Origin of the sequence: Zooshikella ganghwensis (assembly GCF_018263875.1) — a bacterium.
GTDB lineage: Bacteria > Pseudomonadota > Gammaproteobacteria > Pseudomonadales > Zooshikellaceae > Zooshikella > Zooshikella ganghwensis.
Genome location: NZ_JAEVHG010000018.1, coordinates 16,965 through 35,883, shown reverse-complemented (window position 1 = coordinate 35,883; position 18,919 = coordinate 16,965). Strand labels below are relative to the sequence as shown.

The following is an 18,919-nucleotide window of genomic DNA, read 5'->3' as shown; positions in this document are numbered from 1 at the left end:
GGGGATGTTGATGCACTTTCCTGTAGTCATAATTGGTGGAGGAATGGTTGGTGCAACACTGGCACATACGCTGTCTCGACTATTGCCGCAAAAAACTGCATTGATTGAAGCATCACCATTTCCTGCTGCGTCTCAAGTCGATTTGCAACCTAGTTTTGATGCCCGGTCAACCGCGTTAGCATGGGGCACTCGCTTATTATTTGAGCAGCTAGGGTTGTGGGATGAGCTAAATAGTCAAGCAACACCTATTGAGCATATTCATGTATCAAACCAGGGCCACTTTGGTTTTACACGATTACATGCTCAGGATGAGGGGGTGTCAGCTCTGGGTTATGTCATTAGCAACCAACACTTGGGGCAAACGCTTTTTAAACATTTATTAATTGCTGAAGAGAAACAGACGCTTGAGCTTATCATGCCCGGTAAAGTGGTAGCTCTTAACCCTAATAATCAAGGCACCTCTATACTGCTTGAACGTAATGATAAAACAGAAACAGTTACTGCTGACCTTGTCATTATTGCTGATGGAGGTCGTTCAGGGTTGACCGAGCAGCTGGGAATCGATATTACTGAAAAGCACTATAATCAATCGGCATTGATAGCCAACGTGGCATTAAGCAAGTCTCATCAAAACATTGCTTATGAGCGCTTTACGGAGTCAGGCCCTATGGCGTTATTGCCACTTTCTGGTAAACACTGTGCTCTGGTTTGGTCATTGCCTGAAGCGATGGTTGATGATGTGGCATTAATGTCAGAAGCTGATTTTGCCTCACACTTGCAGCAAAACTTTGGTTATCGGCTGGGCCGATTCGCTAAGATTGGTCTTCGACATATTTATCCACTTACTCTACGGTGCAGTACAGAACAAGTACGTCCAGGACTTGTGGTGCTGGGTAATGCTGCACACCAGCTGCACCCTGTGGCAGGTCAAGGGTTTAACCTGGCCTTGCGAGACGCACTTCGCTTGGCCGAGGTTATTAAGGAAGCGTTGATGCGAGGGGAGCCTCTATATTCACTGAAAACATTGAATCACTATGTGCAGCGTCAAGAGGCTGATCAACAATTGACTATTCAGTGGAGTGATCGACTGGTACGCTGGTTTAGTGCAACCACTCCTTCAATTTCTATATTGAGAAATCTCGGTTTAATTGGTTTGGATCTATGCTTTCCAGGCAAATCTTTTTTTACACAGCATGCGATGGGAATGGGTTTACCTGCTGCAAAAATCAACTAGGGCTAAAGACGAATGAAGTCATATGATATTGTAATTGTCGGTGGCGGTATGGTTGGTGCTGCTATTGCTTTGGGGATAAGCCAGCAAACTGATTATAAAATTGCAATAGTCGATCATCAGCCCCTGGATCAATTACTATCCTGGCCCAAAAGAGATTGTATTGATAACCGAGTAAGTGCCGTAACCCTAGCCACTGTAGATTTTCTTAAACAGCTTAACGTTTGGGATACGATAGCAGTATTTCGAAGTAGTGCATTTAAGCGGATGTTAGTATGGGACAGTGAAGGAACAGGACATATTCAATTTACGGCAGAAGAGGTTCATCGCCCACAACTGGGTTATATCATTGAAAACAGAGCCATTCAGGCTGCACTTTGGCAACAGCTTGAAAAAGATACAGCAGTCGATGTTTACAGTGAGCATGTGTTGACGGCTTTAGTGGCAAATACGCCAGCTGCTCTTTCTAGTACGTCTCAAAATACTCATTTTCCAACGACCATTCATCCCTATAGTGTTGTATTAAATGATGGACAAGAGTTGTCAGCTTCATTAGTGATTGGTGCTGATGGTGCCAAGTCTCAGGTGCGGCGTTTAGCAAAGTTTACAACCAGAGAGTGGGATTATTTGCACCATGCTTTAGTCGCAACAGTAAAGTGGCAAAAAAGTCATCAGCAAACAGCATGGCAAGTATTTCTCCCGACAGGTCCACTCGCACTATTGCCCCTCAATAATCTGAATGTTCAACAACACGTCACTCACCAGAATACCACTTCAATTGTCTGGTCTGCACCTGCATCGCATATAGGTGAGTTAATTAAGACGTCAAAGAGTACACTTTTAAGGCAGTTGTCACAGGCTACTGAGAGGTGTTTAGGAGATGCCATTGAAATAGATGATCTTGCATCATTTCCACTACGTCAACGTCACGCCAAACAGTATTATAAAAAAGGTGTCGTGCTTGCTGGTGATGCTGCTCATACGATACACCCGCTTGCAGGACAAGGTATGAATCTGGGTATGGCTGATGCACTGACTTTAGTGACAGAAGTTACACGTGCGGCTAATAGAGGTGATACACCAGGAGGTGAACATATCCTGTCACGTTATCAGCGACAACGGATGCCTGATAATTTGATGATGATGGGGTTAATGGAAAGCTTTCAACATACTTTTCAAAGTGAACAATTACCAGTCAGGTGGCTGCGAAACCAAGGTCTGAATTGGGTAAATAAGCAAGGATGGCTAAAGCAACAGTTGATCAAGAAAGCAGTAGGCCTATAAGTTAAACGTTAACAGTTCATGAGAAAGATAAATAGCGTATCATGTTGACGTTTTTTTGATGTGTGAGTATCTGTTGCTTGTATAAATGCCAATCATTATCATTAGCAATATACGGTTAAAGGAGCCACATATGTCTCGAAAACGATTTTTCTCATTGACGCTAACCTCCCTCTTTATTGCAACAATGACCATCACCGATGTGAGTCTTGCCAGCAGCTCAGCAAATAAAGGCGAGCTGGTTATTTACTCATCGCGTAAAGAACATCTCATCAAGCCTTTATTTGACCAGTATACAAAAGAAACGGGTGTCAAAATCAGCTATGTGACTGATGCTGAAGGCCCTTTAATTGCAAGAATGCAAGCTGAAGGAAAAACGACACCTGCTGACATGTTTATAACAGTTGATGCCGGAAATTTATGGCAAGCACAACAAAAGGGATTGCTGCAGCCAGTACAGTCTGAAACCTTGAGTAAAAATATTCCTGAGCACCTAAGAGATCCAAATAATAACTGGTTTGGTTTATCTGTGCGTGCTCGAACAATGGTTTATGCGACAGATCGAGTAAAACCAGAATCGCTGTCTACTTACGAAGATTTAGCTTCAAGCAAGTGGGATGGACGACTGTGTTTACGCACAGCTAAAAAAGTCTATAACCAATCTCTGGTAGGTACTTTAATTGCGCGTTTAGGCCAAGATAAGACAGAAACTATTGTTAAGGGGTGGGTAAATAATTTAGCCGCACCTGTTTTTTCAAATGATACGCTAGCATTACAGGCTGTAGAGGCAGGCCAGTGTGATGTGACTGTGGTAAATACATATTACTTTGGGCGTTTACTAAAAGAGAAGCCTAACCTGAAGCTTAAACTATTTTGGGCTAATCAAAAAACATCTGGAACTCATGTCAATATTTCCGGTGCAGGTATTACCAAGCACGCAAAACACAAAGCTGAAGCTATTGCCTTTTTAGAGTGGTTAAGCAAACCAGAGGCTCAGCAAATTTTTGCCAATGCCAATATGGAATACCCTGCAAATCAAAGTGTGAAACCATCTAAACTGGTTGCTAGCTGGGGTGAGTTTAAGCATGATCAGTTAAATGTTGAGGCTGCAGGGCGATTACAAGGAGATGCAATAAAACTAATGGATCGTGCAGGTTATCACTAACGGGTTATTTCTTAAAAAACGCCTGCATACTGGCAGGCGTTTCTGAATTTTCCTTTCTACACTTCACCCACTTTATATATTCATATAAGCTCATAGCCCTTTATATATCCATCACGAATCATTTTTAGGGTTTGAAGTCCTTCGTTATGGGTATACAACACTTACAGCCACTTAATTTATTATTGTGGGTAATTTAACCAGGAAAGTAAGCTCGTTGTGATAAAGCATCCCCCATTACTTCGTCGCCTATCATTTACAACCGCAGGCATTGTACTTATGCCACTGCTAGTGTTGATTCTGAGCTGGCATGACTTTCAAACTGACATTTGGTTACATCTTATAGAAACCCAGTTAGGGCGCTTGCTTGCTAATACACTGGTGCTACTTGTTGGCGTTGGTTTTGGTGTGATGATCATTGGCGTTAGTTTAGCTTGGCTAACGACGATGTGTGAGTTTCCTGGACGAAAGTTTTTTGATTGGGCATTAATGTTACCTTTTGCCATTCCAGCTTATGTATTAGCTTTCGTGTACCTAGGATTTTTTGAATTTAGTGGACCTTTACAAACAGTAATAAGAGAGTGGTTTGGTACAAGTCGTTTTTTCCCCTCAATTCGTAGCACTGGTGGCGTGATATTGGTTTTGGTGTTGGTTTTTTATCCTTATGTTTATATGTTGGCACGGAGTGCTTTTATTACTCAAGGGCGTGGTGCCATGGATGCCGCCAGAATCTTAGGGCTAACACCGTTACAGGCTTTTTGGCGGGTTGCGTTACCCATTGCTAGACCAGCAATAGCGGCAGGGGTAGGGCTTGCACTTATGGAAACTTTAGCGGACTTTGGTGCTGTCGCAACCTTTAATTACGACACGTTTACAACTGCTATTTATAAAGCCTGGTATGGTTTTTTTAACCTGCACGCCGCCGCTCAACTAGCTACATTATTAATGCTGTTTGTGTGTATGGCATTTTGGTTAGAGCAAAGAGGTAGGGGAAATGCACAATATGCATTGCGACAGCGCTCAAAGCAGCACAAGCCTTATAAATTAAATGGTATACAGCGATATGTAGCATTTACTTATGCTGCGAGTGTCTTAGGGCTTGCTTTTATTTTGCCAGTAGTTCAACTTCTGGTATGGGTGGTAAAACAAGGTGCACAAGATATTGATGGCCGTTTTGCAGGGTTAGTGGGGCACTCTTTGTTATTAGCAAGTGCAGCAGGTTTAGCCGTTGTTTGTGTGGCTTTATTACTGAGTTTTGCTAAACGGCTTTACCAGGATCATTGGCTTAAAAAAGCTATCATGGCGGCAAATTTGGGATATGCACTTCCTGGCTCTGTGCTGGCTGTGGGTATTATGTTTGCTTTCAGCCAGGTTGATAATCACCTTATTGTTCCTCTACAGGAATGGCTTGGTGTAGCACCAAGGCAATTACTATTAGGTAGCTTTCTTGCGTTGTTATTAGCTTATATTATTCGCTTTATTGCGGTTGCTTTTGGACCTATTGATGCGGGTTTGCAAAGTATTCGTGTCAGCTTGCATGAAGCTGCGAGAAGTTTAGGTGTGAGTGGGCTGGCTGTTGTCCGAAGAGTATATATTCCGATGTTGGCACCTGGTTTACTAACGGCTGGTATTTTAGTGTTTGTAGATGTCATGAAAGAAATGCCTGCGACACTATTAATGCGTCCCTTTGGATGGGATACACTTGCGGTGCGAATATATGAAATGACATCTGAGGGAGAATGGCAGCGGGCTGCACTGCCAGCTTTGACGTTAGTATTGGCTGGACTTATTCCCGTGTTTATTTTGATGAGGAAGTCTCGTTATCGTAATGAAAGTAGGCCGATCTCAAAAATAAATGAGAAAAATACCTGAAGAGTCATAAAGCATATGCGTTAGAACTTACCATGAGATTTTTGGTTGAAGTTATGGCGACTGTTGTTTATGGTTAAGACGACAGTTTTACCTCCTTGAACTCAGCTTTTGAGAGGACAATAATAATGAGCAACATACCTGCAGAGTTGCGCTACGTATCAACCCATGAATGGGTGCGCCTTGAGGATGATAACACTGCTGTGGTTGGTATTACTGACCATGCTCAGGAATTGCTAGGTGATGTTGTATTTATTGAGTTGCCTGATGTTGATGCAACCATTAGTGCAGGTGATGAAGTAGGTACAATTGAGTCGGTCAAAGCGGCTTCTGATATGTTTGCACCACTTTCTGGTGATGTCGTTGCTATCAATGAAGATCTGGAAGAAGCACCTGAACTTGTAAACTCAGATCCTTATGGAGATGGCTGGTTATTTAAAATAAAAGTTAAAGATCAAGTTGAAGTTGATGAACTGCTTGATGCCGATGCATATCGTGAGCTATGCGAGGCTGATGAATAAGGGTTTGATACACTAAATCAACAGTGTGCTACTTTTAATCAAAATGAGCAGTTGTACTGCTCATTGTGTGATTTGATTTCAATTACTGGTGTATGTTTTGCTGTCTGAAGGTTATCCAGGCAAGTAGGCATTACCTGCACAGAAAGATTTTGCTGCGTTAGTAACTTTTAGACCAATCTACTTTTACTTCCTTCTCTTATGGCCCTTTGGCCTCCCTCCGACAGTGACTGCAAACAGTTTCTTTATTGATGTTCTTTATAAAGTTCAGGGTTTGGTGATCAATAAAAGAGTGACTGTTTTCAATATCTTGTGCTGTATTTTCTCTTCAAAGGCAACTATTAACTACTTACTCTGTCAAAAAGAAGTGCATTAGTATTGGTGTAATTTTTGCTTGAATTTCTGCTTATGTTTCCAACAATAGAAACACGCCACAGCAAAAGTAGCCGTTTATACGAAGTTTGGTTGTTTGATTTGCACCATCAGTTGTTTTCTTTATGTGTAATCTCTAGTTCAACGCGATAATGAAGAGATTAGAAAGCAAAGCACCCTTTTAAATTATGCAACATGTGGAGTCGTTGCCTATGGTGTTTCGGTTAATTAAGTTAGTCGTAATTATTGCCACCTTGCAAGTCACAGGCTGTGTTATCTTCACTCAGGAAGAAGACTTATCGAGTCAAAATGAAATTAAGGCATTATTAAATAGCCACTATCAAAGCTGGCAGGGAACACCTTATCGCTTTGGTGGTACAAGCAAAAAAGGCATTGACTGCTCAGCCTTTATTCAACAGACCTATCAGACGTTATTTGGTATAAAATTACCTCGGTCTTCCAGGAGTCAAATAAAAGTAGGAAAGCGCGTGCCGTATCGTCAGGCTCAGTATGGTGATCTCGTTTTTTTTCATAATGGGAGGAAAGTCAGCCATGTTGGTATTTTTATGGGAGAAAGTAAGTTTTTACATGTTTCTACTCGCAAAGGTGTTACCATTTCAACTGTTAAAAGTAAGTATTGGTCAAAGCGACTCTATCGCGTGAATCGCGTATTAGCTAACTAGTTATTTCGGAAAATACCTAACCTGTTTTTTCTGTTCTTAACAGTGAAAATTAATCATACCTATTTGTCGTTTCCTTCCTTGTTTGTGCGATCAATAATTAAGATTTTTTTATAGTCTGTCATAAATCTACCAAGGACGGTAGGAGTGATGGTTTTGTGCTGAATAAACTATCAAAATAACTAGTTAGTCACTTAGTTATTCTATGTTTTTCTGGAATCTATTGAGCTTTCAGTAAAAAAAATAATACGGATTTGATTTAAACAGAGTAATTTTCTTTATTGATATCGATCAAAAAAACTAAGAGGTACTTTGAAGGCAGATAGTGCACCGCATTTAGTATTCATTTAATTATGTCAAAAATATAAATACGCACAATTACTTACTAATTTTCGGTTTTATTATTTAATAACCTGGCCTATTATAAAAGCATAAAGAGAATTTAAACCCCAGTTGATTTTAAAGCATTAATCGCAGGGAAAAATAAAAAATTAAATTAGCAAAAAAAGCACTAAAACATACTACATAAGGAGATGTAGCCATGAAAACTTTAAAACTCAGCAAAAAACTAATTGGTGTTATGCTTATCGGCATGGTTCCAGCTATAGGTTGCGCAGATCAATTTTTCAGGATGAATGTTGGAGATAGTTTGACTTATGTCAACGCCGAAAATAGTCATGACGTCGTTCAAAGTAAAATAATGAATGAAAATAATGGTTGGTATAAATTTAATCAGTTTGCAGGGCTAGGCAAGCAGTGGCTAAAAGTTAGTAATGAAGGTCAGATTTATGTTTGGAATGAGTATGACCAAAAAGTAAGTTTAATGACTGATTTTTCAGCTGGAGTTGGTTATTCAAGTGATGTTGAATTTTTCTGTGCAGACAAAACCATTATCTATGAAAAATATGGTCAGCTAACTACTAAAGCCGGTACATTTGATAATGTCACACACTTAAAATTAACTGGTGGATGCTATGATGCAGGAGTAAGCGATATATGGTTTGCTGAAAGTGTAGGCGTAGTTAAATGGACTGAGATGAGCTTTGTTGGTAGCAGAAGTTTTGAATTGATGGGCAAAAACAAGCCAGCCCTTTAATGGTTATCTAAATTTAACCAACTAGAAGGAAGAAACGATTGGTGCCGGCACTAGGAGTCGAACCCAGGACCTACTGATTACAAGTCAGTTGCTCTACCAACTGAGCTATACCGGCAATCGAGGTTGCAGATGTTAGAGCGGTTAAGTAGAGATGTCAATAGGCTGTTGTTGTTTGAAGGTTGCTCATTAGACTTTAGTGGAACGTGATAGGAAAACCAATGCTCGAAGCAAAAAAGTAGCGAACCCATGGTCATGGGTTCGCTAGAGTTGTATAAGTATTTAATTTAAAAAATGAGGTAACTAAAGGTTTTTTCTTCAAAAAAACTTATTGCTGAATATCAAGCACGTTAATTGTTTTCAGTGCTATCATTCTTTTCTTTTAACACAGCTTATTTAAAATCGTCTGCTTTCCCTCTGTTTACATGCACGTCCCATCCGCATATAGTGCTAAGTTTCAGCATTGCTTACTTTAATAGATATAAAGCTGACAGTTTCATTATGGCAAATAGACGAACCTATGGCATAAGCTAGATTTGGACTGAACTTGTAGGAAATTGACCGTACTTATTTGGTGATATGGCCACAATCTGATTTCTTCCCCGTTCTTTAGCTGTATAGAGTGCCGCATCGGCTTTAGTTAATAAGTCATTTATGGTGAAGGTATTGATATGGTCTTGGTTTGACGCAGCCCCAATGCTGATTGATACAAAAGGACTAACAGTACTTGCTTTGTGTGGGATTTCTAGGCTTTGAACAGCTTGTCTAAGCTGTTGGGCGATCTGACGTGCACCTTCCAGGTCGGTCATCGGTAATAACACTACAAACTCTTCTCCGCCAAATCGGCATATATAATCCAATGGACGTTTAAGCGTGTTCTTCAATGCTTGCGCAATTGTTACAAGACAGTGATCGCCTTCCAAATGGCCGTAGTTGTCGTTGTATTGCTTAAAGAAGTCAACATCAATCATCAAGATGCTCAAAGCCTTATGCTCTCTTCGGCATCGTTTTAGCTCTCTTTCAGAAACTTCATAGAATCCACTACGGTTAGCAATCCCTGTTAATACATCAGTTTTGCTTAAGCTTTGTAACTGACTATTCATCATATGAAGTTTACGTTGTATATCTACAATTCTTTGCATAGCGCGTATTTGTGCATGAACTAAAATTGGTTTTAATGGTTTTGTTAAAATACCATCACCACCGGCACTCAACGCTTCTGCAAACTCTCTGTCATTTTCTGTTGCACTGATAAAAATAATAGGCATCCACTCTGATTGTTGCTCTCGAATGATTTTAGCTGCTTCAATACCGTTGAGATCAGGCATTTGTATGTCCATGAAAATCATATCAATATCATGGCTCTTCATATAAGACAGTGCTTCATGACCATCACATACAGCATGAACTGTATGTCCTGTATCACGAACAACTTTTTGCAGAAAAATCCTTATTGAAGGCGTATCATCGGCAATAAGTATATTCAAGTGTTAACCTTGATTCATTAATCTTATGACAAAGTATGTCTTATAATTATATACGTTTATGAATGATGCTAAGTAAAAAAATAAAGTGAAACATATATTGCTTTTTGTGATAAGTATTGCATTTATATAACACAATAAAATTATTTTAATTTTTATGCGGAAACTGTTTAGTCTAACCTGAGTTATATAACGTTAATGTTTTTAAGTCATAGCCAGTGAGATAAGTTGAATAAATATTATATTGCAATATTGTTAAATAGTAGTGTTATACCAAAAATTGAGGGCTCACAGCAGTACTGGTCTGGTCAGTCAAGACGAGCGATAGCAACTAAAGGTGCTAGTTGGGCAGTCAACTAATGAAGCCATCGCAGTTACATATTAATTAAACTCCGTGTGCTTCATTGGTAAATAAATCATTTGAGATTCATAACAAAAAACCTTGATGTTCAAAGGTAGTGTTCATGTTTAGTATGTTGAGGTGGTTTAAACAGTCAGCAGAGAAAGAGAAGGACTCGGTTTCTTTTCATGTTCTGAGTAAGTTATGCCGAGATCATAGCTTTATCAATATTCAAATTAATGATGATGATCATATATTTAGAAGTATGATATTGATGGTAGATCCTCAGGAGGAGTTTTTATTGATTGATGATTTATATCCTCCTGTTCCTGAGGGCTTTATTAATGATGGCTGTAAAGTGAGAGTGGATTGTTCTGAGCGAGGTCATAAAACTCACTTTGTTACAACATTAATGTCTATCGAGTCATTTGAAGATATGCCAGCTTTAAAGCTTGAGTTACCAGAGACATTACAGCACTCACAAAGACGCTCAGACTACAGAGTAAGTATTTCACAGTCTGAGTACTTAAAAGTAGTATTAAGCGGATTTGGTACTAAGGTTGTGAATGGGAGAATACTGGATTTATCAACAAAAGGAGTACAAATAAAGTTTGCGGGTCCCATTCCTGAAGGAATACGCCAGGATGTTATCGTAAACAATTGTATGTTTACATTGCCAGATGGAACAAGTATTAAGTGCCGTATTCTCGTGAGTCATGCGAAGTGTTATCGAAAGCCTATTACTTATACATTAGTAGGTGGTAGATTAATAGAGCTGTCATCTAAAGTACAAAAGAAATTAGATCAATTCATTTTTAAAATACAAAGAGAACAGCGCAGGAGGGAATTAAATAATAATTAAAGATATGATTTAGGCTTATATATTAAGGACATCTGAATGAGTGGCTATGATAAGGGAATATACAGTAGACTTAGGAAAAATAGCATTCTAGCTTGGATGCTGATTATTGGGATTTCACTTCTAGTTTTTGCTATACCATTAGGTATACTAATAGGTATTCTTTATAACTTTGCTGCGAGTGAGTTGACACTTGCTATTTGGATTGGCTTAAAAAGTACTTTGTTTTTGATCTTTGTGGGTATTGTAATTTGTCTTATTGCGACAGCATCGATTAACTCAAAACGTTAGTCCTTTCCTGAGTTTTCTTTCTTTCTTTTTAAGCTGTTCAAGAAAGTTTAGTGTGCTTTGCTGGCGTTTTAAAAAAACAACTGTTTGTAATAAATATGATAGGTTATAAATAATGTGACCACTGTATACTATGAATATAGCGAGCAAGGTTAAATTAACTATCTCGTGCTTCATAATTATTATGTGAAAATAATGTGATGAAAATATTGTGGTTTGTAATATTATTCCATATATCACAGGTTTGATGCAGCTCGTTAGCTTTAATTTTTGGGATGATTTGTCTTTTATGGTTGCAAGTTTTTCTGTAAGTTGTTTTGCTATTACTAGCAATTCAACTTTCTTCCTGCAATTGCTATGTATAAAGTGAAAAATTAAGATCTCTTTAGGGAAAAGAGGTATGGCAATTAGCGTTGTAAGTAATAAGAGACATATAAATGTAAAGATGTAGTACAGGTCCATTGTTTTTCACCTTGTTATTAAAGGTAAAAATCTACACATAAGGAGTTTAGCACAAAAGCTTAAATGTGCTGGAGTTGCATCATATTTTTTGAGGTATCTAGCTTATTAATACTGCATGGTTTGATGAATAATATACTTCAGGCTTATGAAGGGTAGTTTATACCCTTATTTTTTGTATATCATAGTACCTGTTTTTTAGCCCTGGTTATTGGTTTGATTCATCTAGCTCACTTTGTAGTTGAGAGATTCTATTATCCTTATCTTTTATTCTTCGTTTCAAAGACTGAATTCTGCGCTCAAGGTCTTTAAGTTTAGCAAATGACTTTTTGTTATTTTCACTAATTGCTGCTAGCTCACTTCTATCAGAAGAAAGTTGATTTTGTAATTTGTTAAATTCTACAGTAGACATTGCAGTAGTTTTTTTAGCAGACTCCTGTTGAGATGACACTTTAGATTCCTGAGTAACTATTTTTAACCTGGCTTTATCTGTTTCTTTGCTTTTAGGCTTAATACTTTCAGGTTTGATATAGTTACTTTTTGTTGTGGTGGGTGGGCTGTCAGTGGACGCGACTTCAGTGCCAGTCCCTTGAAAGTTTTGCCACTGGTTATGATGTTTACTAATTTGGGCAATGGCCTCTGTGTAAGGTATATTTGAAATTTCATTTGTGCTTGGGATTTTTATGTCAACATTTTTTCTTAATAGATTTAAATTATTATTAATGAATGCATGAGGGTTTTGCTTATATATGGCAACCATGGTTTGTTGAAGAGAGACTGCTGTAGAAGGCCTCATTTGTGCCGCTATTTCCATAAGTGTATCATTCTCTCTCACATAATAGTGATCAGGGCTTGAAGGTTGGTAACTGGGAGGGCTAACATGACGTATCTTCTGAGGTAAAGGTTGTGAAATAGGTGGTGGTGTTTGTTTAGCAACTAAAGTGTCGTAACGTCTCTGATATTTATGTACAAAGGCGGGTAGTTCTGTTGTTACCTCGTACTTTCTAACCATTTTACCACTAGGCCAAATGAGAGAAACAAATAAATCAATAGAGGGTTCTTTAATGGGTCTATCTGTTGTTATTTTAATAAATCCCGTTTGATCTGGGTTAATCGTTACATCAAAATTATAACGAGTATAAAAGATCTGTTGATTTGAACCTAGCCTGTTCATGTCATCAGGGCTTGCAAATTTAGCGATTATTTCATTTTCTGTTAAATCACCTATTTCTATGAGGTCAAGTTGAGCATTTAATGGTTCGCCATAAGAAGATTTAACCTCTAACTTTCCCAATCCAAGCGCGAGTACAGAGCCTGAAAGAACGAAACCGAAAGAAGTAATAATTAATGCTTGTGGGAACCTCATAGTATATTTCTCTTTATAAACAAGCCAGTTATTTTGATTTTAGCTATAACAACTTTATTATAGCTAAGAAGTCACATAAATAAGCCTCTTGATTAAAAATTGTAAATATATTTATAGTAATAGAATGAGTAATCAATAAATTAAAGCAGTTTTATATAAGGTGAATTTTAATGAAGGCTGTTTAATAAATAAGGTGGCTTCGAATAAAAAATGGTTTTTGATGGGCTTGAGGCGTGTTCGATTAACGTTATGCGGAATTTGGGCGAAGGTTGTTTAATAACTGTTTTTTACAACGTTAGAATTAAAAGCAGAAACCTTTCCTCAGTAGCTAATGGTCCAGTATTAATTTTTGACTATTTCCATGTTTATCGATTTGGTAAATCATTTGATTAGCGCTACCACGCCATGTCAGCGTAGGGTTAGCATGTTCTATTTCAAATTTGCCATCAATAAGTACGTCGATAAAAGGAAGAATTTGTTGCTGTTGCTCACTAAAATTTTCAAGTGAATAGCCTGTCCATAGCCAAATATCTTTATCTGGACATTCCTGTTTAACGGTCTTAACCAGATCAAGGATTGTTTTAAGGTTAGAGGGGTGGAGTGGATCGCCTCCTGATAAGGAGAGGCCGCGTCGTTTGATACGAGTGTCTTTTAGATCTTTAATAATTTGAGTCTGTAGTGCTTCAGTAAACTTGTCTCCTGAGTTTGGATGCCAGGTTGCCTTGTTGTAACAGCCTTCACAGCGATGTTCACAACCTGACACAAATAGTGTGCAACGGGTACCAGGCCCGTTGACAACATCTACAGAAAAGTATTTATGGTAATTCATGGCAATGGAAAGCGCTGCTACTTATAAATGTTTAACACGGCGTTTAACTTCTTCTTGTTTGCCATCATTAAAAGGGCGTGCATCAGGGCTGCCTAAATAACCACAAACTCGACGAATGACAGATACTTTTTCTGGATCACGATTACCACATTGAGGACATACAAAGCCTTTACTTGTACAAGAAAACTCGCCCATAAAACCACAGCTGTAGCATTCATCAATTGGCGTATTAGTGCCATAGTAAGGAACACGGCTATAGCTGTAGTCCCAGACACCTTCCAGAGCTTCTACATTGCGTTGCATATTGGGAAATTCTCCATAGCAAATGAATCCCCCGTTGGCGATGGCTGGATATGCCATTTCAAAGTCAATCTTGTCATAAGGATTGACCTTTTTCTCTACATCTAGGTGGAAGCTATTGGTGTAGTAGCCTTTATCAGTGACACCAGCAACCACACCAAATGTCATTGTATCGAGCTTACAAAAACGGTGGCACAGGTTTTCACTTGGCGTACTGTAGAGACTGAAGCCGTATCCTGTCTCGGCTTTCCAGGTATCAACGGCATTACGCAGTCGTTGTATGATAGCTATTGCTTTGTCCTGTAAAGTCTTGTTGTCGAATACATGCTGATCGGTGCCATAAAGGGCATTGACGGTTTCATGTAAACCTATATAGCCCAATGAGATTGAAGCGCGACCATTTTTGAAAATATCTGCAATACTGTCGTCTGCTTTCAAGCGGACACCACAAGCACCTTCCATATAGAGTATGGGGGCAATTCGGGCTTTGACATTTTCCAGGCGTGCAATACGAGTATCCAGTGCCTTACGCGCTAAGCGCAGTCTTTGTTCTAGTAGTTTGAAAAATGTTGCTTCGTTGCCTTTTGCTTGAAGAGCAATGCGTGGCAAATTTAGGCTAACGACACCTAAATTATTCCGTCCATCATGGATTAATTCTCCATTTTCAGAATAAGCACTTAAAAAGCTGCGGCAACCCATAGGCGTTTTGAATGACCCTGTAACCTGTTCAACTTGTTCATAGTTAAGTATATCCGGGTACATTCGTTTCGCGGCACACTCTAGAGCCAGTTGTTTTATATCGTAGTTTGGATCGCCGCTTTGTTGATTGACGCCTGTTTTAATAGCAAAAACAAGTTTGGGGAAAACTGCTGTTTTTTTATTTTTACCAAGTCCAGCAATTCGGTTTTTGAGAATAGACTGCTGAATAAGTCGAGCTTCCCATGAAGTTCCCAGTCCAAAACCAAAGGTTACAAAGGGTGTTTGTCCGTTCGCGGTATGGAGGGTATTGACTTCATACTCCAGCGACTGAAAGGCATCAAAGCACTCTTTTTCGGTGCGAGCTTTCGCAAAAGCATCAGGATCTTTGATATCCCACTCCAATGCCACTTCCCGATGTTTGATATAGCTGGCTTTGACATAAGGTGCAAGGATCTCATCAATACGGTTAATAGTGGTTCCACCGTATATGTGGCTGGCTACCTGAGCAATAATCTGCGCTGTTACAGCTGTAGCTGTGGAAATCGATTTTGGTGTTTCAATTTCTGCATTGCCCATTTTAAAACCATGCGTCAGCATACCTTTCAAGTCGATAAGCATACAGTTGAACATGGGGAAGAATGGTGCGTAGTCCAGATCATGATAGTGAATATCACCCTCAGTATGAGCCTGGGCGATAGGTTTAGGTAGCATATGTTGTAAAGCGTAGTGTTTGGCAACTATTCCAGCCAGCAAGTCTCGTTGGGTGGGAATAACTTTACTGTCTTTATTTGCATTCTCATTGAGAATAGCAGCATTGGTTTGCTCAATGAGTCCTCGAATTTCTATATTGAGCCGGCTAGTACGTTCACGCATCATATCGCGATCATGACGATATTCAATGTATGCACGAGCTAAGCCTTTATAAGGACCTTGCATAAGTTGGTTTTCAACTGCATTTTGAATATCTTGAATATCAACTTCATCAAGCGTGTTCAGTTGTTGGCTAACATTTTTGGCAACCCACTCAGCATAAGCATCATCTTTACAGTTTACTGCAACACAAGCACGTAAGATTGCCTCTTTAATGCGCTGACAATCAAATGGTACACGACAGCCATCACGCTTGATAACAATGGGCTTCACTTGCTTTCCTCACAACTTTTTTCAATAACGGTGTTTAATTTAACAAGCTGCTTAATTGGGTGTTTTTTAACCAGTAAGTTTGCTCTTCAGTACAGAAACTGAACACTCTCTAGCGTACTTAACACAAACATCGCTACTACCCTAGTCGGTAGCGGCGTTTTGATGTACTACAAGATGTTGTAACTTTGGTATGACTAACTACTAAATATGGTATATCAATGAGGGAAATTTGCGAGCTGAATACGTTGACTTAAGTCAGTGTAATTCTTCTGTGTACAAAATATATACAGGCTGTGCTTTTTAAAGCAAAGCGAGTGTCGTTAATCGAAGGTTATGGTCTATTGGAAGTGATGATGCATATGTTGATAGAAATTATGATTGTATACAGTTATTGAAGTGTATATAAAAAGACAAGATGTACAGTGATTTGTCGGGGGGGAAGGCAAGGGGCATAACCGCGTAAATACTCTGCATAGTGTATATTATTACGTGTGAGTTAATTATGTCTTTGTGAAAATTGACTTATGAAAAATAGCGGCTAACAGTCCAATAGGAAGCAGTGTTGTGAGTATATCTGCAATACTATGATACTGTTGATACACCATTAGCGCCAAATATAAGATGAAACTTAACAATAAGAGTAGCCAGCGTTGAGGAAATAGTTGATATAAAGATAAAACTAAGGTGAATGATACGGCGGTATGGGTACTGTAGTCGAGCATGAGATGGGGCCATATTTTAAAAGTATTATCTAAGAACATGACTCCATAGGAAGTAATAGTTAGAGCTATGAAGTAAAAAACAACTTTTTTAAGTACTTTTACCTCTTTGCTATGTTTGTTTACTGAAAGAATAAGAGTGCAAAAGAGTATACAAGCCAAAAGAGGGATATATAAGTCTGCAATAGTATCTAAAACTTCATAGCTCATAAGCACCTGTAGTATAACAGCATTAGTGGGTATGCTATGAAATAATATATGTTATTGAATACACTTTGAAGAAAAACTAAGGATTGATTAATGTATAGTGAATCGAAGTGACATTAATTAGATACATATACCCTTTGTTATGGATATAGCACTAATTAATGACATATAATATTGTCTATTCGTTAAACTGCTTAACCCTGTCAAGATAACCTGCTGGGAGGTCTCTTGAGATTTCGCCGAGCGACCTACGGGTTGCATAAGGTACACAGACATCAGGCGCTAACTGTTCATAAACTTTTTTAGCAATTTCTGTTTGAGCATATTCAGCGCAAAATATTGGCAAAGATCCTTTCATATCAGCCAGGTCTTCCTCGACTTCTTCGGTCCAGCCAGGATAAAGGTCATTGGTTGGAATGTTGTAACCTCCTTCTTCATTCCAGTCGTCAAAGCCTCGGTCACCATCGTACCAAATAGCTTCTACTGCTATGGCATCCATCACGCCTAAATAACGGGAACGGTTTTCTTCGTATAAGTCAGACGCATTTTGAGCCACAATTAAATAATTTGGATTATGGTTAGGAGTGGATGGGGCGCGTGCATAGTCTCGAATTTTTTCAATAAAACTAAACATTTTACTTGCAGTCGCACTTTTACTGCCAATGATATTAACTATTCTGTCATCACTAAATGCTTCGACCCAATCCATATAAATACCATCAAAACCATGCTTTAACGACTCCTGAACGTGGCTTCTTCCTTTATACCCATAAATGGCAATGTTTTCCCATGCTTTTTCCCAGTATTTAACTACGGTAATATCTTCCCAGCCATTAGGATCATCACCTACGGATAGCTGATCAATAAGGTGTTTATCTGCAGAAGATTCATAGTACCAACGCCATTGTTCAGCTTGTGCGATATCAACATAGGCTAATACAATGGGTTCTACACCACGTTTTTTTATGTTGTGCTGTTTTATACGACTAATGAGATGCGCAATGTTATAGTTTTCCATCCCTTGTTCGGTTGTTGTTACTTCAAGTACATAAACATCAAATAAACTATTAATCAGTTCATGCTCTTTTTGGCTAACATTTTGAATTTTATAAACCCAATATTTTGCTTCATCCAGTGTTAACTTTTTATGGCCTGGATCAGGCGTAGGGGGATTTGGTGGAGGAGGTGGGGGTAGTGTATCTCCACATTCTGACTCTGATGATAGGGTGACAGCTGCATAGTCGATATTAACGACATCATATGCATTATTTGTACGGAACATTATCTCCATGGTTCCATTATCATTGATATACTGGTGAAGGTCATGCTTTAGGCTATAACTATGCTCATACCAGACCCAAGATGTTGAGTCGTTATTTAACCCAAGACGCTGCCACTGGTTAAGCTTGACATTTTTTATGGAGACAATTTGCTTTTGCTGACTTTTCGATTCTCCTAGAGTATTTAATGTAACTTGTATGGATTTTAATGGGCACTCCGCATTGTATTTGTCATATTTAAAGTTAAGTATCCCTTTAAAGTACTTTCCTTCAGGTTTCGCTTCAATATAACGATCCCACTCATCTTCATCGCCGTATTGATCTCTCTTACTCAATACTTCTATGGGTTGATCTGAGCTAAATTGGCCTTGAAGTGCTTCTATGTTTTTTGGATGCAATGAAGTAGCATGACTTAGAGAGCAAATTGCAAATGGAACAGAGTATAGTAAAAGTTTTGTTTTAGAAAAAATACTCATTGTAGTTTACTCCTAAGTTACAGTATTTATACCCTTCGTTTTGAGTATATAAATGGCTATGCTGTTAATTTTAGTCTGTAAATTAAAATTTCTTAGTATGCCTTCAAAATAAATGTACCTAAAGTGAAGACTGTAAATATCACGCTGTGATAAAAGTGCTTTATTAGTAGCTTTTGCTTGCTCTTTATGAGAATACGTGATTAAAAAGTATAGTGTGGTGATGCTGTATTCTTTTTGGTTAAAAAAATAATTTATTCTTAGAGT

14 protein-coding genes and 1 tRNA gene are annotated in these 18,919 nt (G+C 38.6%); 9 read left to right on the top strand and 6 right to left on the bottom strand.

The genetic code is table 11. The features are described from left to right. The first annotated feature begins 10 nt into the window (after window positions 1–10). From ubiH to KHS79_RS20200, 7 genes are all read left to right on the top strand, one after another. Complete coding sequence (gene ubiH / locus KHS79_RS20230) at window positions 11–1,234, top strand: 2-octaprenyl-6-methoxyphenyl hydroxylase (RefSeq protein ID WP_212721331.1); 1,224 nt, start codon at window positions 11–13, stop codon at window positions 1,232–1,234. 12 nt (window positions 1,235–1,246) lie between these two features. Beyond that, window positions 1,247–2,515, top strand: coding sequence for an FAD-dependent monooxygenase (locus KHS79_RS20225; RefSeq protein WP_212721329.1), 1,269 nt, complete (start codon window positions 1,247–1,249; stop codon window positions 2,513–2,515). A gap of 130 nt (window positions 2,516–2,645) precedes the next feature. After that, on the top strand, window positions 2,646–3,677 hold the full coding sequence (locus tag KHS79_RS20220; RefSeq protein ID WP_233468524.1) for a Fe(3+) ABC transporter substrate-binding protein: 1,032 nt from the start codon (window positions 2,646–2,648) through the stop codon (window positions 3,675–3,677). A 216-nt stretch (window positions 3,678–3,893) separates the two neighbouring features. Beyond that, a complete protein-coding gene (locus KHS79_RS20215; protein ID WP_325167637.1) occupies window positions 3,894–5,546 on the top strand; it encodes an ABC transporter permease in 1,653 nt (550 codons plus the stop codon). Between the two features lie 125 nt (window positions 5,547–5,671). Further along, the gene (gene gcvH / locus KHS79_RS20210) at window positions 5,672–6,064 is read left to right on the top strand and encodes a glycine cleavage system protein GcvH (protein ID WP_027707449.1); all 393 of its coding nucleotides are present in this window, start codon (window positions 5,672–5,674) and stop codon (window positions 6,062–6,064) included. A 581-nt stretch (window positions 6,065–6,645) separates the two neighbouring features. Then, complete coding sequence (locus KHS79_RS20205) at window positions 6,646–7,116, top strand: C40 family peptidase (RefSeq protein ID WP_212721327.1); 471 nt, start codon at window positions 6,646–6,648, stop codon at window positions 7,114–7,116. Between the two features lie 538 nt (window positions 7,117–7,654). Continuing rightward, window positions 7,655–8,209, top strand: coding sequence for a hypothetical protein (locus tag KHS79_RS20200; protein ID WP_212721325.1), 555 nt, complete (start codon window positions 7,655–7,657; stop codon window positions 8,207–8,209). A 39-nt stretch (window positions 8,210–8,248) separates the two neighbouring features. Here KHS79_RS20200 and KHS79_RS20195 read toward each other — a convergent pair. Together KHS79_RS20195 and KHS79_RS20190 are read right to left on the bottom strand one after the other, a co-directional pair. Continuing rightward, window positions 8,249–8,324 (bottom strand) — tRNA-Thr (locus KHS79_RS20195). A gap of 412 nt (window positions 8,325–8,736) precedes the next feature. Then, the gene (locus KHS79_RS20190) at window positions 8,737–9,693 is read right to left on the bottom strand and encodes a GGDEF domain-containing response regulator (protein WP_212721323.1); all 957 of its coding nucleotides are present in this window, start codon (window positions 9,691–9,693) and stop codon (window positions 8,737–8,739) included. A gap of 461 nt (window positions 9,694–10,154) precedes the next feature. On the opposite strand from KHS79_RS20190, the gene KHS79_RS20185 reads away from it, so the two are divergent. Continuing rightward, a complete protein-coding gene (locus KHS79_RS20185) occupies window positions 10,155–10,892 on the top strand; it encodes a flagellar brake protein (RefSeq protein ID WP_027707446.1) in 738 nt (245 codons plus the stop codon). Between the two features lie 36 nt (window positions 10,893–10,928). After that, window positions 10,929–11,180 carry a hypothetical protein gene (locus KHS79_RS20180; protein ID WP_038290369.1) on the top strand — a complete coding sequence of 84 codons (252 nt, stop codon included), beginning with the start codon at window positions 10,929–10,931 and terminating at the stop codon, window positions 11,178–11,180. Window positions 11,181–11,844: 664 nt separating this feature from the next. Here the strand turns inward: KHS79_RS20180 and KHS79_RS20175 are convergent. The 4 genes from KHS79_RS20175 to KHS79_RS20160 form a co-directional block, all read right to left on the bottom strand. Beyond that, window positions 11,845–13,002 (bottom strand): type IV pilus assembly protein FimV, encoded by a 1,158-nt coding sequence (locus tag KHS79_RS20175; RefSeq protein ID WP_212721322.1) that lies wholly within the window; start codon window positions 13,000–13,002, stop codon window positions 11,845–11,847. A gap of 328 nt (window positions 13,003–13,330) precedes the next feature. Next, window positions 13,331–13,831, bottom strand: coding sequence for an anaerobic ribonucleoside-triphosphate reductase-activating protein (gene nrdG, locus KHS79_RS20170; protein WP_212721321.1), 501 nt, complete (start codon window positions 13,829–13,831; stop codon window positions 13,331–13,333). A 21-nt stretch (window positions 13,832–13,852) separates the two neighbouring features. Next, entirely contained in the window at window positions 13,853–15,973 is a 2,121-nt protein-coding gene (gene nrdD / locus KHS79_RS20165) for an anaerobic ribonucleoside-triphosphate reductase (RefSeq protein ID WP_212721320.1), read from the bottom strand. Window positions 15,974–17,077: 1,104 nt separating this feature from the next. Beyond that, window positions 17,078–18,655: an endo alpha-1,4 polygalactosaminidase gene (locus KHS79_RS20160; protein ID WP_212721319.1), complete on the bottom strand. Its 1,578-nt coding sequence runs from the start codon at window positions 18,653–18,655 to the stop codon at window positions 17,078–17,080. Window positions 18,656–18,919 lie beyond the last annotated feature (264 nt).